Annotated in this window: 12 protein-coding genes and 2 tRNA genes; 6 read left to right on the forward strand and 8 right to left on the reverse strand. The window is 70.4% G+C overall.

Annotated features, from left to right (window positions below):
• Nucleotide 1: 1 nt before the first annotated feature.
• Nucleotides 2-544 carry a PPA1309 family protein gene (locus ADL25_RS18085; RefSeq protein WP_059128789.1) on the reverse strand — a complete coding sequence of 181 codons (543 nt, stop codon included), beginning with the start codon at nucleotides 542-544 and terminating at the stop codon, nucleotides 2-4.
• Between the two features lie 143 nt (nucleotides 545-687).
• On the opposite strand from ADL25_RS18085, the gene ADL25_RS18090 reads away from it, so the two are divergent.
• The 4 genes from ADL25_RS18090 (at nucleotide 688) to ADL25_RS18105 (ending at nucleotide 5,961) form a co-directional block, all read left to right on the forward strand.
• Nucleotides 688-3,657 (forward strand): UPF0182 family protein, encoded by a 2,970-nt coding sequence (locus ADL25_RS18090; RefSeq protein ID WP_079050439.1) that lies wholly within the window; start codon nucleotides 688-690, stop codon nucleotides 3,655-3,657.
• Between the two features lie 44 nt (nucleotides 3,658-3,701).
• A tRNA-Met gene (locus tag ADL25_RS18095) sits at nucleotides 3,702-3,775 on the forward strand.
• 228 nt (nucleotides 3,776-4,003) lie between these two features.
• Entirely contained in the window at nucleotides 4,004-5,809 is a 1,806-nt protein-coding gene (locus tag ADL25_RS18100) for a TPR domain-containing protein (protein ID WP_059128790.1), read from the forward strand.
• 78 nt (nucleotides 5,810-5,887) lie between these two features.
• Nucleotides 5,888-5,961 (forward strand) — tRNA-Met (locus tag ADL25_RS18105).
• 155 nt (nucleotides 5,962-6,116) lie between these two features.
• On the opposite strand, the gene ADL25_RS18110 is transcribed toward ADL25_RS18105, so the two are convergent.
• Entirely contained in the window at nucleotides 6,117-6,533 is a 417-nt protein-coding gene (locus ADL25_RS18110; protein ID WP_059128791.1) for a Fur family transcriptional regulator, read from the reverse strand.
• 117 nt (nucleotides 6,534-6,650) lie between these two features.
• Here ADL25_RS18110 and ADL25_RS18115 point away from each other — a divergent pair, with 117 nt between their 5' ends.
• A complete protein-coding gene (locus tag ADL25_RS18115) occupies nucleotides 6,651-8,132 on the forward strand; it encodes a catalase (protein WP_059128903.1) in 1,482 nt (493 codons plus the stop codon).
• A 75-nt stretch (nucleotides 8,133-8,207) separates the two neighbouring features.
• On the opposite strand, the gene ADL25_RS18120 is transcribed toward ADL25_RS18115, so the two are convergent.
• Complete coding sequence (locus ADL25_RS18120; protein WP_059128792.1) at nucleotides 8,208-8,609, reverse strand: cyclic nucleotide-binding/CBS domain-containing protein; 402 nt, start codon at nucleotides 8,607-8,609, stop codon at nucleotides 8,208-8,210.
• A gap of 208 nt (nucleotides 8,610-8,817) precedes the next feature.
• Complete coding sequence (hisN, locus tag ADL25_RS18125; RefSeq protein WP_059128904.1) at nucleotides 8,818-9,618, reverse strand: histidinol-phosphatase; 801 nt, start codon at nucleotides 9,616-9,618, stop codon at nucleotides 8,818-8,820.
• Nucleotides 9,619-9,840: 222 nt separating this feature from the next.
• On the opposite strand from hisN, the gene ADL25_RS18130 reads away from it, so the two are divergent.
• Nucleotides 9,841-10,446, forward strand: a complete 606-nt coding sequence (locus ADL25_RS18130; RefSeq protein WP_059128793.1) for a TetR/AcrR family transcriptional regulator — start codon at nucleotides 9,841-9,843, stop codon at nucleotides 10,444-10,446.
• Between the two features lie 112 nt (nucleotides 10,447-10,558).
• Here ADL25_RS18130 and ADL25_RS18135 read toward each other — a convergent pair whose 3' ends face one another.
• The 4 genes from ADL25_RS18135 to ADL25_RS18150 form a co-directional block, all read right to left on the reverse strand.
• Nucleotides 10,559-10,882, reverse strand: coding sequence for a DMT family transporter (locus ADL25_RS18135; RefSeq protein ID WP_059128794.1), 324 nt, complete (start codon nucleotides 10,880-10,882; stop codon nucleotides 10,559-10,561).
• 106 nt (nucleotides 10,883-10,988) lie between these two features.
• Complete coding sequence (gene rsgA, locus ADL25_RS18140; RefSeq protein ID WP_059128795.1) at nucleotides 10,989-12,035, reverse strand: ribosome small subunit-dependent GTPase A; 1,047 nt, start codon at nucleotides 12,033-12,035, stop codon at nucleotides 10,989-10,991.
• Nucleotides 12,036-12,052: 17 nt separating this feature from the next.
• Nucleotides 12,053-13,369, reverse strand: coding sequence for a 3-phosphoshikimate 1-carboxyvinyltransferase (aroA, locus tag ADL25_RS18145; protein WP_059128796.1), 1,317 nt, complete (start codon nucleotides 13,367-13,369; stop codon nucleotides 12,053-12,055).
• A 152-nt stretch (nucleotides 13,370-13,521) separates the two neighbouring features.
• Nucleotides 13,522-14,253, reverse strand: a complete 732-nt coding sequence (locus ADL25_RS18150; protein ID WP_059128797.1) for a M50 family metallopeptidase — start codon at nucleotides 14,251-14,253, stop codon at nucleotides 13,522-13,524.
• Nucleotides 14,254-14,269: the final 16 nt, after the last annotated feature.

Raw genomic sequence — 14,269 nt, forward strand, 5'->3', positions numbered from 1 at the left:
CTCACTCCTCGAACGTCGCCGACAACGCATCCGCCAGACCCGGAACCAGGTCAGGACCCGTCAGCACCTCCGTCGGGGAGTCCTTCTCGCGCAGCCGCAGCGCCGACTCCCGCGTGCCGTCCCGCAGGACGGCCACCGTCATCCGCACCTCCTGGCGGTCCGGGTGCCCGGCCACCCACTTCGCCAGTTCCCTCTCGCCCAGGCCGTCGGGGACCGCGTTCTCGGCGGACGGCGGAAGCATCAGCCGCTCCACGGTGAGCGCGCAGCCGGCCACCGCGTCGGGCCAGGCGATGGTGCCGAGGAACTCGTCCAGGGGACGGTCGGCGGGGATCTCGTCCTGCTCGACCGGAGTGAGACCGGTGTTCCCGGACTCCTCCTCCAGACCGAGCTGGGCCGCGAGCAGGGGTTCCTGGGCCCGCAGCCGCGTGGTGTCGACGAGGGCGAAGAGGCGAGCGGGCTGGTCCCAGCCGAGGCCGGCGGCGTACTCGTCGATCTCGAGCACGGCCCGGGTGAGGGGGTTCGCTGCCATGGGAGTGTTGGACATGGTCACAATCCTGCCTCGTTCTCACCCGGATCCGGGAACCGAGTAAAGCGCCAGTAAGTTGCATAGGTGGGGCTCCGCCGTCGTGGAGCCCCGATCATGGTCCGCGTTCACGGGGGCCTGAGGAATCAACAGCTAACTTCGAGGTGCGCACCTTGGCTTTCCAGATGCCGGACCGCGGCGGAGGCCCCACGGGGCCGCGGATCAGAGTGGGCCGCCCGTCCCGGCGAGCCCGGACCCTGCTCATGACACTGGGGGTCCTCGCCGTCCTCGGCATGGCGTTCGTCATGTTCGCCGGCTTCTGGACGCAGTGGCTCTGGTACCGGTCGGTGAACTACTCGTCCGTGTTCACGACCACGCTGTGGACCAAGATCGGGCTCTTCTTCGTCTTCGGTCTGCTGATGGCGGCCGCGGTCGGCTTCAACATCTGGCTCGCGCACCGGCTTCGTCCGCCGCTGAGCGCCATGTCCATGGAGCAGCAGAGCCTCGACCGCTACCGCATGGGGATCGCGCCCTACAAGAAGTGGCTGCTGCTCGGGATCACCGCCCTGGTGGGTCTGATCGCGGGCGCGTCCGCCTCCAGCCAGTGGCGGACCTGGCTGATGTGGGTCAACGGCGTGCCCTTCCACCAGAAGGACCCCCAGTTCCACCTGGACGTGGCCTTCTACGCCTTCGACCTGCCCTGGTACCGCTTCCTGCTCGGATTCGGCTTCGCCGCCACCGTGCTGTCGCTGATCGCCGCCGCGCTCACGCACTACCTGTACGGCGGTCTGCGGATCACGTCACCCGGAGCGCGTGCCACGGCCGCCGCGACCGGTCATCTCTCGGTGCTGCTGGGCGTCTTCGTCGCTTTGAAGGCGGTCGCCTACTGGCTCGACCGCTACGGCCTCGCCGTGAAGTCCAGCGACTTCAAGGCGACCGGCAACTGGACGGGCCTGAGGTACGTCGACGCCAACGCCTATCTGCCGGCGAAGACCATCCTGTTCTGCATCGCGGTCATCTGCGCGCTGCTCTTCTTCGCCACCCTGTGGCGGCGCACCTGGCAGCTGCCCGTCATCGGCTTCGGCCTGATGGTGCTCTCCGCGATCCTGATCGGCGGTCTGTACCCGGCGATAGTCCAGAAGTTCCAGGTCCAGCCGAACGAGCAGGCCAAGGAAGCCCCGTACGTCGACAAGAACATCAAGGCGACGCGCGACGCCTACGGCATCGACAGCACCCAGGTCACCGAGTACGCGGGCGAGAGCGACACCAAGGACAAGAGCACGCTGCGCGACGACGTGGACACGGCGGCGAGCATCCGCCTGCTGGACCCGAACATCGTCTCCCCGACGTTCCAGCAGCTTCAGCAGATGAAGAACTACTACGCGTTCCCGACCAACCTCGACGTCGACCGTTACAACAAGGACGGCAAGGACCAGGACACGGTCATCGGTCTGCGCGAGCTGAACCTCCGGGGCATCCCGAAGCAGAACTGGATCAACGACCACTTCCGCTACACCCACGGCTTCGGCGTCGTCGCCGCCAAGGGCACCACCGCCGACTCCAACGGCCAGCCCGTCTTCACCGAGTCCGATCTGCCGTCCAGCGGCGACCTGCCCTCCTACGAGCAGCGGATCTACTACGGCGAGAAGACCTCCACGTACTCGATCGTCGGCGGTCCCCAGAAGGAGATCGACTACTCCGACGACAGCGGCGAGAAGACCACCAGTTACCGGGCCAAGAGCGGGGTCAGCCTCTCCAGCCCGATCAACCGGGCCGCCTACGCCGTCGCGTTCAGCGAGCCGCAGATCCTGTACTCGGGCGCCATCGGCGACGGCTCGCGCATCCTGTACAACCGCACGCCCAAGGAGCGCGTCGAGGCGGTCGCGCCCTGGTTGACCATCGACGGCGATGCCTACCCGGCGGTCGTCGACGGCCGCATCCAGTGGATCGTCGACGCGTACACCACGACGAACGGCTATCCGTACGCCTCCCGTACCACCCTCGGCGACACGACGGCGGACTCGCTGACCGCGGGCAACACCCAGCGCGCGGTGGTGGCCCAGCAGAACCAGGTCAACTACATCCGCAACTCGGTGAAGGCGACCGTCGACGCGTACACCGGCGAGGTCAAGCTCTACCAGTGGGACACCGAGGACCCGGTCCTGAAGACCTGGATGAAGGCGTTCCCGGGCACCGTGAAGCCGAGGGCCGACATCTCGTCGTCGCTCATGTCCCATCTGCGGTACCCGCAGGACCTGTTCAAGGTCCAGCGCGAGCTGCTGACCCGCTACCACGTCAAGGACGCCCAGACCTTCCTCAGCGGCAGCGAGGTCTGGCAGGTGCCCGACGACCCGACCAACAAGTCGGGCAACGCCGTGCCGCCGTACTACCTGAGCATGAAGATGCCCGACCAGCAGTCGCAGGCGTTCTCCCTGACGACGACCTTCACCCCCAACGGCCGGGACAACCTGAGCGCCTTCATGGCGGTCGACTCCGAGGCGGGCACGAGCGACTACGGCAAGATCAGAGTCCTCAAACTGCCGACGAGCAAGACCGTCGGCGGCCCGAAACAGGTGCAGAGCCAGTTCAACTCCAACTCGCAGCAGAACATCGCCGAGTTCGTCCGGCTCATCAGAGGCGGCGACTCCGAGATCGAGTACGGAAACCTGCTCACCGTTCCGCTCGACGGAGGCCTGCTCTACGTGGAGCCGGTCTACGTACGCGGTGGCGAACTGAAGTACCCGCTCCTGCGCAAGGTGTTGGTGACCTACGGCGGCAGCACCGCCTTCGAGGACACGCTCGACCAGGCCCTCAACAAGGTCTTCGGCCCGGAGAGTTCGACTCCCACACCGCCCGAGACCGGCACCACCAAACCACCGCCGTCCGGTAATCCGACCGTCCAACAGGCGCTGGGCGACGCCCAGAAGGCATTCGACGCGGGGCAGGAGGCCCTGAAGAAGGGTGACTGGAAGGCGTACGGCGATGCCCAGAAGGACCTCCAGGACGCGCTGAAGCGGGCCGAGGAGGCGCAGTCCAAGGCCGGCGGGACCGGCGGCGGCAAACCGCCCGCCGGTTCGAGCGCCTCGCCGAGCAGTTCGCCGAGCGGCAGTCCGAGCGCTTCCGGCGGAGGGTGAACCAGGAGCCCCTCCCGCGTCGTGATACGGTTGCCAGACAACGACGCGGGGTGGAGCAGCTCGGTAGCTCGCTGGGCTCATAACCCAGAGGTCGCAGGTTCAAATCCTGTCCCCGCTACTGAAGTCGAGGGCCCGGATCCTGATCAAGGATCCGGGCCCTCCACGTGCGCGCGACACGACGTGGAGTACGGCGTGACCTGCCGACTCTCGTGAAGTGCGACCGCTTACGGGGGGAGTTGGCCATTCTGTGTTTGACTTGTCTCTCTGTGGGCATGTCGACAAAACGCTGAAGTGACCTCACTGGCTGCGGTATACCAGGTGTACCCGGGTTGCAGGTGGTGCGACGATGGACGTTATGGGGGAGAAGGCGGCTCTGTTCGGGACGGGGCGAAATGCGCAGTCCGCCGGTCAGGACGAGACCGGCGAGGCCGCCGAGGAGGCGCGCCAACGGCTCGCCGCCGAGGCCGGCGACGTCGAGGCGATGAGCGTTCTCGGGGCAATGCTGCTGCGGCGCGGCGATCTCGACGGAGCCGAGCCCCATCTGCGTGCCGCCACCGCCGCGGGTGACCGTGCCGCCGCCAACAACCTGGGTGTTCTTCTGCACCAGCGCGGCTACGCCGACGAGGCGGCCGGCTGGTGGCGGATCGCCGCCGTCGCCGGGTCCTCCGCGGCCGCACACGCGCTCGGCCGCCACCACCGCGAGCGCGGTGACGAGCCGGCCGCCGAGTACTGGCTGCGCCAGTCCGCCGAACAGGGCCACACCCTCGGTGCCTACGCGCTCGCCGACCTCCTCGAGCACCGCGGTGACGACGGTGCCGGGCACTGGATGCGCGCCGCCGCCGAGCGCGGGCACCGCGAGGCCGCCTACCGGCTGGCGCGCGCACTGGACCGCACGGCCCTGCAGGAGCAGGAAGCCGGCGCCGACAACGGTGTCGAGCCGTCCGCACCCGAGGAGGCCGAGCAGTGGTACCGGCAGGCCGCGGCGCGCGGGCACCGGCGCGCCGCGCTGCACCTGGGCGCGATCCTGGAGAAGCGGGGCGAGCTGAAGGAGGCCGGGCGCTGGTACCTGACGAGCGCCAAGGACGGGGAGGCCAGGGCGGCCTGCGCGCTCGGCTTCCTGCTGCGGGACGCGGGCGACACCGAGAGCGCCGCCGTGTGGTGGCTGCGCGCCGCGCAGGAGGGCGACGGCAACGCGGCGAACGCCCTGGGCGCGCTGCACGCCGAGCGCGGCGAGACGCAGACGGCCGAGCGGTGGTACCGGGCGGCGCTGGACGCCGGTGACGTCAACGGCGCCTACAACCTCGGACTGCTCTGCGCCGAGCAGGGTCGTACCGCGCAGGCCGACCAGTGGTACCGGCGAGCGGCGTACGCGGGCCACCGCGAGGCCGCCAACGCGCTCGCGATCCTGCTGCTCCAGGGCGGGGACGCGGCGGGCGCCGAACCGTGGTTCTCCAAGGCCGCGGAGGCGGGCAGCGTCGACGCCGCCTTCAACCTCGGGATCCTGTTCGCGGGGCGCGGCGACGAGGAGACCGCGCTCGGATGGTACGAGCGGGCGGCGGCCGCCGGTCACACCGAGGCCGCACTCCAGGTCGGCATGGCCCGGCTGCGTGAGGGGGACGAGCAGGCGGCCGAGCGGCACCTGCGGTGCGCCGCGGGCGGCGGCAGCGCGGAGGCGGCCTACCGGCTGGCGACCGTGCTGGACGCCCGCCGGCCGCCCGCGCCCGCCCACGAGCTGGGCGAGCCGTCGCACGGCAAGACCGAGTGCGAGGAGTGGTACGAGCGGGCGGCGACGCAGGGGCACCGGCGGGCCCAGGTGCGGGTCGGGATGCTGGCGGCCGCGCGTGGCGACGTCGTGGAGGCGGCCCGCTGGTACCGGGAGGCGGCGGAGGGCGGCTCCCGCAACGGCGCGTTCAATCTGGGGCTGCTGCTGGCGCGCGAGGGAAGCGAGCCGGAGGCCGCGCTGTGGTGGACCCGGGCGGCGAACGCGGGGCACGGCCGGGCGGCTCTGCGGCTCGCCCTCGTCTACGCGCGTCAGGGCGAGCTGGCCGAGGGGCAGCGCTGGGCGGACCGCGCGGTGTCCCTCGGGCCGGACGAGGTGTCCGAGCGTGCGGCACGGTTGCGGGATGCGCTGCGCCAGGAGCTCACGGCGTGATCAGCGCCGCGCGCCCGGCGCACCCGAGTAAGTGATTTGCCTCTGTGCGCGTCCTTGACGTAATGTTCCATTCACCGACGCGGGGTGGAGCAGCTCGGTAGCTCGCTGGGCTCATAACCCAGAGGTCGCAGGTTCAAATCCTGTCCCCGCTACTGAAGATCCAGGGCCGGAACCCATCAAGGGTTCCGGCCCTGGATCGTTTGTGGACGGTCCGCGGAGCAGGTCGCCGCGTGATCCCCGGAAAGCCCCGGTACGACGAAGGGCCCCGGCACCTCGATCGGTGCCGGGGCCCTTCGAAGAGCCTTGCCTACGCCGCCGCGCAGTCCGGGCACAGGCCGCGGTACGTCACCTCGACGTTCGAGACCATGAAGCCGAAGCGCTCCGACTCGGGGAGGTCGGCGAGCGGGTTGCCGGTCGGATGGACGTCGCGGATCGAGCCGCAGCGGGCGCACACCAGGTGGTGGTGCGGCCGGTGCGCGTTCGGGTCGTACCGCTTCGCACGCTGGTCCGTGGCGACCTCGAGCACCTCGCCGAGCGTGACCAGCTCACCCAGCGTGTTGTACACGGTCGCGCGGGAGATCTCGGGCAGCCTGGCAACCGCCCGGGCGTGCACCTCGTCGGCCGTCAGATGGACGTGCTCGCCGTCGAGGACCTCGGCCACGACACGACGCTGCGCGGTCATCCGCCATCCGCGGCCACGCAGCCGTTCCAACAGGTCACTCATGACAACCAGCCTAACAGCTAGAGGCCCAGATTCCGAACAGGTGTGACTTTGGAGGGCCGCTTGACTTAGACATTGTCCATTGTAGGATCGAGAACGGCTTTGGCCAAGGGACAGAACTTGCACGGAAAGACGCAGGAGGCGTACGTGACGCAGGGACCGCTCACGACGGAGGCCGGTGCCCCGGTCGCCGACAACCAGAACAGCGAGACCGCGGGCGTAGGCGGCCCGGTTCTCGTTCAGGACCAGCTCCTCCTGGAGAAGCTCGCGCACTTCAACCGCGAGCGCATTCCGGAGCGTGTGGTGCACGCCCGGGGCGCGGGCGCCTACGGCACCTTCACCGTCACCGCCGACGTCACCCGGTACACGCGCGCCAAGTTCCTCTCCGAGGTCGGCAAGCAGACCGAGACGTTCCTGCGCTTCTCCACCGTGGCCGGCAACCTCGGTGCCGCGGACGCCGTCCGCGACCCCCGCGGCTGGGCGCTGAAGTTCTACACCGACGAGGGCAACTACGACCTCGTCGGCAACAACACCCCGGTGTTCTTCATCAAGGACGCCATCAAGTTCCCCGACTTCATCCACACCCAGAAGCGCGACCCGTACACCGGCTCGCAGGAGGCGGACAACGTCTGGGACTTCTGGGGTCTGTCGCCCGAGTCCACGCACCAGGTGACCTGGCTGTTCGGCGATCGCGGCATCCCCGCCTCGTACCGCCACATGAACGGCTACGGCTCGCACACCTACCAGTGGAACAACGAGGCCGGCGAGGTCTTCTGGGTCAAGTACCACTTCAAGACCGACCAGGGGATCAAGAACCTCACCCAGGACGAGGCCAACAGGATCGCCGGTGAGGACCCCGACTCCCACCAGCGCGACCTGCGCGAGGCCATCGAGCGCGGCGAGTACCCGAGCTGGACCGTGCAGGTCCAGATCATGCCCGCGGCCGACGCGGCGACCTACCGCTTCAACCCGTTCGACCTCACCAAGGTGTGGCCGCACGAGGACTACCCGCCGATCGAGATCGGCAAGCTGGAGCTCAACCGCAACCCGGAGAACATCTTCGCCGAGGTCGAGCAGTCGATCTTCAGCCCCGCCCACTTCGTGCCCGGCATCGGGCCGTCGCCGGACAAGATGCTCCAGGGCCGCCTCTTCGCCTACGGCGACGCCCACCGCTACCGCGTCGGCATCAACGCCGACCACCTGCCGGTGAACCGCCCGCACGCCACCGAGGCGCGCACCCACTCCCGTGACGGTCACCTGTACGACGGCCGCCACAAGGGCGCGAAGAACTACGAGCCGAACAGCTTCGGCGGCCCCTTCCAGACGGACCGTCCGCTGTGGCAGTCGTTCGACGGCTTCACGGCCGGCACCGGCGACCACGAGGCCCCGGTGCACGCCGAGGACAACGACTTCGTGCAGGCGGGCAATCTCTACCGCCTGATGTCGCAGGACGAGAAGGACCGCCTGATCGGCAACCTGGCGGGCTTCATCGCCAAGGTCTCGCGCGACGACATCGCCGAGCGCGCGATCGAGAACTTCCGTCGGGCCGACGGAGACTTCGGCAAGCGCCTGGAGGCCGCTGTCCAGGCCCTGCGCGGCTGACCCGGGTTGGATCGCTTGTCGTAGGGGGCGGGCCGGAATCCCTGTGGGGATTCCGGCCCGCTCGCGTGTGCGGGGCTACGAGGCGGCGGCGCCGACCCGCTCCCGCGTCGGTGCCCAGCAGCGGATGATGTCGCGGACGGAGACGACACCGACCGGTTCGCCGCTCTCGAGGACGACCAGATGCCGGAAGCCGCCGTGAGTCATCGCGCTCGCGGCGTCCTCGAGGGTCCAGGACGGCGTTGCGAACACGACGTCCGTCGTGGTGTGGGCGTGCACCCGCTCGGCGTCCGGGCTCTGGCCCGTGCCGACGGAGTTGAGGATGTCACGCTCGGTGATGATGCCGATGCCGCCGGCGTCCGGGTCGAGGACCACGGCAGCGCCGACGCGGCGGGCGGACATCAGGGACGCTGCCTGGCGGAGGGTGTGTGCGGGGCCGACGGTGAGGACCACCGTGCTCATGGCGTCGCGGACGAGCATGGGGCGGAGCCACCTCCTTGGAACGCGGGGGAAACACTCGGGCGCACGGTTCCGGAGCCGTCGGGTTCGGTCCGCCGGGGAACCTGTGCAAAGTTTCACAAATTCACAAGTGGGGGGACTCTCAGAGTCGCAGGCAAAGGGCGGGTCAACAAGAGGGCGCGCGACGTGAGTTCAGGGGCGCCTGCGGTGCACGGGGCACCGCAGACCATCAGTACCGGCCGCTCAGATAGTCGAGCAGATTGTCGTGGAGGATGCCGTTGGACGCCGCCGCGTTGCCGCTGTGCGGTCCGGGGCGGCCGTCCAGACCCGTGAAGGAGCCGCCCGCCTCCGTGACGACGATCGCGTTCGCCGCCATGTCCCACAGGGACAGCTCGGGCTCGGCGCAGATGTCGATCGAGCCCTCGGCGACCATCATGTACGGCCAGAAGTCCCCGTATCCGCGAGTGCGCCACACTGCGCGCGTCAGGTCCAGGAAGCCGTTCAGCCGGCCCTGCTCCTCCCACCCGGACAGCGAGGAATAGGCGAAGGAGGCGTCCGACAGCCGGGAGACCTGGGAGACGCGCAGCCGGGACGCCGAGGACAGGCTGCGGCCGGTGAACGCGCCGTACCCCTTCGCGGCCCACCAGCGGCGGCCCAGCGCGGGCGCGGAGACAAGGCCGACGACGGGCTGGAAGCCGCCCTCGCCCGCCTCCATGAGAGAGATCAACGTGGCCCACACGGGCACGCCGCGCACGTAGTTCTTGGTGCCGTCGATCGGATCGACGACCCAGCGGCGCGGGCCGGTGCCCTCGATGCCGTACTCCTCGCCGAGGACCGCGTCACGCGGCCGGGCGCGCTGGAGCTGCCCCCGGATCAGCTCCTCGGCGGCCTTGTCGGCCTCGCTCACCGGCGTCATGTCCGGCTTGGTCTCGACCTTGAGGTCGAGGGCCTTGAACCGGTCCATGGTCGCCGCGTCCGCGGCGTCCGCGAGGACATGGGCGAGCCGCAGGTCATCGAGATAGTCGGGCATGACCGAACGGTATCTGCCCAGTGCGCCGGGCGGCCACACGCCCCGAGCGGATCTTCCGGTGTGTCCGGCGTTCCGTCACGGCGGTGCGCACGGCGACCGGGTGATCAGGGAGCGCGAGGGCCGGTGCACGCCCCCCGTCGCCCACGCGAACCCTTGACAGTGCGTGAGTGCGCGTCAAACCTGTCCGTCAGAGCCGCCGCGCCGGCCCCGAGGGAGGCGAAGATGCCTGCAGCGCGGGAATCCCTGTTGGACGCCGCCTATCTGGCGCTCCGGCGCCGCTCCTGGTCGGCCGTGCGCATGGTGGACGTCGCCGCCGTGGCCGGTGTCTCCCGCCAGACGCTGTACAACGAATTCGGCAGCAAGGACGGGCTCGCCCGGGCGCTGGTGCGCCGGGAGGCCGACGGTTACCTGGCCGGTGTCGAGCGTGTGCTCGCAGCCCCGGCCGATCCCCGTGAACGGCTGCTCGCGCTCGCCGAGTGGACCGCGTCGGCCGCCCGTGGCAATCCTCTCGTGCGCGCCATGCTCACCGGCTGCTGGAGCGAGCGGCTGCCCTCGCCGACGCTGTCCGCGGTGCCGTCGACTTCCGCGGTGCCCGCACAGCGGCGGGCCGACGGTCCGCTGCCGTCGCCGTCGGACTTCGTGGCGCTGGTCCGCGACCGGGCCGTCGCGGTGATCGCCGGTCCCGGGGCGGTCAAGGGGGACGTCGGGGAGCTCACCCGGTCCTGTGAGCTGGCCGTCCGGCTCTCAATGTCGTGCGTGACCGCTCCGCCCGCGGAGGGCGGGGTGGCGGAGCTGATGCGGTTCACCTGGCCGCGGCAGGTGCGGTAGGAGCGTGCCCGAGGGGGTGCGGGGCCGGCGCTGACCGATTGCGCCCGAGCGCACAGGGGCGGTACGACGGCGTGCACGGGCGCCCGCCGAGGCGCAGCCGGCGAAGCGCCCCTCAGTGCGCCGACCCGGACAGCTGCAGGCCGATCACTCCGACGATCACCAGGGTGATCGAGACGATCTTCAGGGTCGAGACGAGGTCACCCAGAAAGATCATGCCGTAGATCGCCGTGCCTGCCGCGCCGATGCCGGTCCACACCGCGTATGCCGGGCCCACGTCCAGCTTCTTCAGGGACATGGTGAGCAGGCCGAAGCTGCCGAGCGCGAAGGCGCAGAAGGCGACGGTCGGCCAGAGCCGGGTGAAGCCGTGCGAGAGCTTGAGACAGACGGCGAAACCGGTCTCGAGAAGCCCCGCCACGATGACCAGCAGCCACGCCATTGTCCTGTCCTCCCGCATCCCCACGTCGACTGCCCCGTCCGGTCGCAGCAGGCCCGGCGCGAGGTAAGCATTTACCTGCCCGCGACGCACCCAAACACCGCGGAGGTCAGTCCCCTTCCTTCCGCTCACGCGTGGCGAGCAGTCTGCGCAGCGAGTACAGCCGCGCCGGGTCCGCGTGCCCCTCCGCCACCCAGGCGTCGAGCGCGCAGTCCGGTTCGTCGTGGCTGCACGCCCGGGGGCAGCCCTCGGTCCCCGGCTCGAGGTCCGGGAAGGCGTGGATCACGCGGGAGGGGTCGATGTGCGCGAGGCCGAAGGACCGTACGCCCGGGGTGTCGACGACCCAGCCCTCCCCGCCCCCGTCCGGCTCGGGCAGCGAGGAGTCCGCGGTCACCTCCAGCGGCAGCGCGAGGGCCGACGTCGTGGTGTGCCGACCGCGCCCGGTCACCGCGTTGACATGACCGGTCGTGCGCCGCCGATCCTCCGGCACCAGGGCGTTGACCAGCGTCGTCTTGCCCACCCCGGAATGGCCGACGAAGGCCGTGGTCTTGCCGGCCAGGTGTGCGCGCACCCGGTCCGCGGCGTCGCCGTTCTCCAGTTCCTCGCGGCTGGTGACGACATAGGGGATGTCCAGCGCCCCGTAGAGCTCCAGCAGCTTGTCGGGCGGGGCGAGGTCCGACTTCGTCATCACGAGCAGGGGTTCCAGGCCACCGTCGTACGCGGCCACCAGGCAGCGGTCGATCAGACGTGGGCGCGGCTCGGGATCGGCGAGCGCGGTGACGATGGCCAGCTGGTCGGCGTTGGCGACGACCACGCGCTCGTAGGGATCGTCGTCGTCGGCGGTCCGGCGCAGGACGGATACGCGCTCCTCGATCCGGACGACACGGGCGAGGGTGTCCTTGGTGCCGGACAGATCGCCGACGAGGGCGACGCGGTCACCCACCACCGCGGCCTTGCGGCCCAGCTCACGGGCCTTCATCGCCATGATCGCACGGCCGTCGACGAGGCAGGTGAGCCGGCCCCGGTCGACGGTGAGCACCATGCCCTCGGCCGCGTCCTCGTGCTTGGGCCGGATGTTGGTGCGTGGCCGGTTGCCCTTGCGGTTCGGACGGGTGCGGATGTCGTCCTCGTCGGTGTGCTTGCCGTAGCGCCGCATGATCTCAGGTCCGCCCGTCAGTCACCGAGCATCCCGGTCCACAGGTCGGGGAAGTCCGGCAGCGTCTTGGCCGTCGTCGCCACGTTCTCGATCCGCACCCCTTCGACGGCGAGTCCGATGATCGCGCCCGCCGTGGCCATGCGGTGGTCGTCGTAGGTGTGGAAGACCCCGCCGTGCAGGGGGCGCGGGCGAATGTGCAGACCGTCGGCGGTCTCGGTGACGTCGCCGCCGAGCTCGTTGATCTCCTTGGTGAGCGCGGCCAGCCGGTCCGTCTCGTGCAGACGCAGATGGGCCACGCCGCGCAGGGTCGACGGCGAGTCCGCGAGGGCCGCGACCGCCGCGATGCCGGGTGTCAGCTCGCCTACCTCACCGAGGTCCACGTCGATGCCGTGGACGGCACCCGATCCGGTGAACTCCAGGCCGCGCTCGGTCAGGGTGCAGGCGCCGCCCATCTCGGTGAAGATCTGGCGCAGCCGGTCCCCGGGCTGGGTCGTGCGGGCCGGCCAGTCCGGGACGACCACCTTGCCGCCGGTCACCAGCGCGGCCGCGAGGAACGGCTGGGCGTTGGACAGGTCCGGCTCGACGGTCAGGTCCCGGCCGAGCAGGGCGCCCGGCGTGACCCGCCAGACGTCGGGTTCGCCACCGGACTCCGGGGTGTCCACCTGGGCACCGACCGCGCGCAGCATGTCGACGGTCATACGGATGTGCGGCATGGAGGGCAGGGCCGAGCCGGTGTGGCGGACCTCGACGCCCTGGTTGAAGCGCGGCGCGGACAGCAGCAGGGCGCTGACGAACTGGGAGGACGAGGAGGCGTCGATCGACACCGGGCCGCCGTCCAGCGCGCCGCCGCCGTGCACGGTCAGCGGCAGCGCCCCGCGGCCGTCGTCGTCGATCCGGGCGCCGAGGATCCGCAGCGCGTCGATCACGCCGTTCAGCGGGCGCTCGTAGGAACGCGGATCCCCGTCGAAGCGGATGGGGCCGTCGGCGAGGGCGGCCACCGGGGGCAGGAAGCGCATCACGGTGCCGGCGTTGCCGACGTCGACCGTGGCCGGGCCGTGCAGCGCGGCGGGGATCACCCGCCAGGTCTCGCCCGAGCCGTCGGGGCCGACCCCTTCCTCGATGCCCACACCCATCGCGCGCAGCGCCGACGCCATCAGCAGGGTGTCGCGGGAGCGCAGGGGCCGGCGCAGCCAGCCCGGCTCGGAGGCGAGGGCTGCGAGGACCAGGGCGCGGTTGGTGACCGACTTGGACCCGGGCACATGGACCGTCGCGTCGACGGCTCCGCTCGCGTGCGGGGCGGTCCAAGGGGCGGTCTGCGCGGGATTCACGGTCATGGGCCCCACTGTAGTGGCTGGTTCAGTCCGTAGATCTTGATCAAAAGCGGCGAAATCTGAGCGAAACCGTTGTCTGATATGTCGGGCCGGATCTGCTGTGCATATATGCGCCGGCGGTCACGGCTCTGTGACCGCCGGCGCGCCGGGCCCGGTCAGAGCCGCAGCAGCCAACGGCCTCCGCCCATCAGCGAGCACAGCGACACCACATGGAAGAAGAAGAGCCACAGCCCCGCCGGGACGTGGGTGAGCCGGGAGAGCTGGTCCGCGTCGGAGTCCCCGGCCCCTCCACGTGACCGCTTCGCCTGGAGTTCGAAGGCCGGCCGCACGCCGCCGACCAGCAGGAACCACACCACCGCGTACGCGAAGGCCGCCTGCACCTGCGGACCGGCCAGCCACGACACCAGCAGGAACGTGCCTCCGGTGAGGAACACGGTCAGCACGCCGTAGGCGTTGCGGATCATCACCAGCATCACCAGGAGCAGTGCCGTGGCCAGCCACAGCAGCAGCGTGATGTGGCCGGCGGCGAGCAGCGCCGCCCCGCCCAGTCCGAGGAGCGGGGGAGCGGTGTAGCCGGCCGCCGCCGTGAGGATCATGCCGAGGCCGTACGGCTTGCCGCGGCTGACGGTGAGGCCACTGGTGTCGGAGTGGAGCCGGATTCCGGTCAGCGTCCGCCCGGTGAGCAGCGCGACCAGCCCGTGGCCGCCCTCGTGCGCGATGGTGATGGTGTTGCGCGATATCCGCCATACGCCGTGGGGGACGACCACGGTGAGCGCGGCGACGAGGGTGGCGATCACCACCCACAGATCGGGATCGGGCTGGCTTCCGAAGATCCGGTCCCAGAGGTCGGGCAGCGCACTCAGCGTTGTCGAGGCGAGGGTGTCCATGGGGGGTGGTGGCTCC

It is taken from the genome of Streptomyces sp. NRRL F-5122 (genome assembly GCF_001507435.1).
Lineage (GTDB): Bacteria > Actinomycetota > Actinomycetes > Streptomycetales > Streptomycetaceae > Streptomyces > Streptomyces lannensis.

Bases quoted from the DNA above. Each gene is read 5' to 3' on its own strand.
- ADL25_RS18085 (WP_059128789.1), bottom strand. From the start codon at position 544: ATGTCCAACACTCCCATGGCAGCGAACCCCCTCACCCGGGCCGTGCTC.
- ADL25_RS18100 (WP_059128790.1), top strand. From the start codon at position 4,004: ATGGACGTTATGGGGGAGAAGGCGGCTCTGTTCGGGACGGGGCGAAAT.
- ADL25_RS18110 (WP_059128791.1), bottom strand. From the start codon at position 6,533: ATGAGTGACCTGTTGGAACGGCTGCGTGGCCGCGGATGGCGGATGACC.
- ADL25_RS18120 (WP_059128792.1), bottom strand. From the start codon at position 8,609: ATGCTCGTCCGCGACGCCATGAGCACGGTGGTCCTCACCGTCGGCCCC.
- hisN (WP_059128904.1), bottom strand. From the start codon at position 9,618: ATGCCCGACTATCTCGATGACCTGCGGCTCGCCCATGTCCTCGCGGAC.
- ADL25_RS18130 (WP_059128793.1), top strand. From the start codon at position 9,841: ATGCCTGCAGCGCGGGAATCCCTGTTGGACGCCGCCTATCTGGCGCTC.
- ADL25_RS18135 (WP_059128794.1), bottom strand. From the start codon at position 10,882: ATGGCGTGGCTGCTGGTCATCGTGGCGGGGCTTCTCGAGACCGGTTTC.
- rsgA (WP_059128795.1), bottom strand. From the start codon at position 12,035: ATGCGGCGCTACGGCAAGCACACCGACGAGGACGACATCCGCACCCGT.
- aroA (WP_059128796.1), bottom strand. From the start codon at position 13,369: ATGACCGTGAATCCCGCGCAGACCGCCCCTTGGACCGCCCCGCACGCG.
- ADL25_RS18150 (WP_059128797.1), bottom strand. From the start codon at position 14,253: ATGGACACCCTCGCCTCGACAACGCTGAGTGCGCTGCCCGACCTCTGG.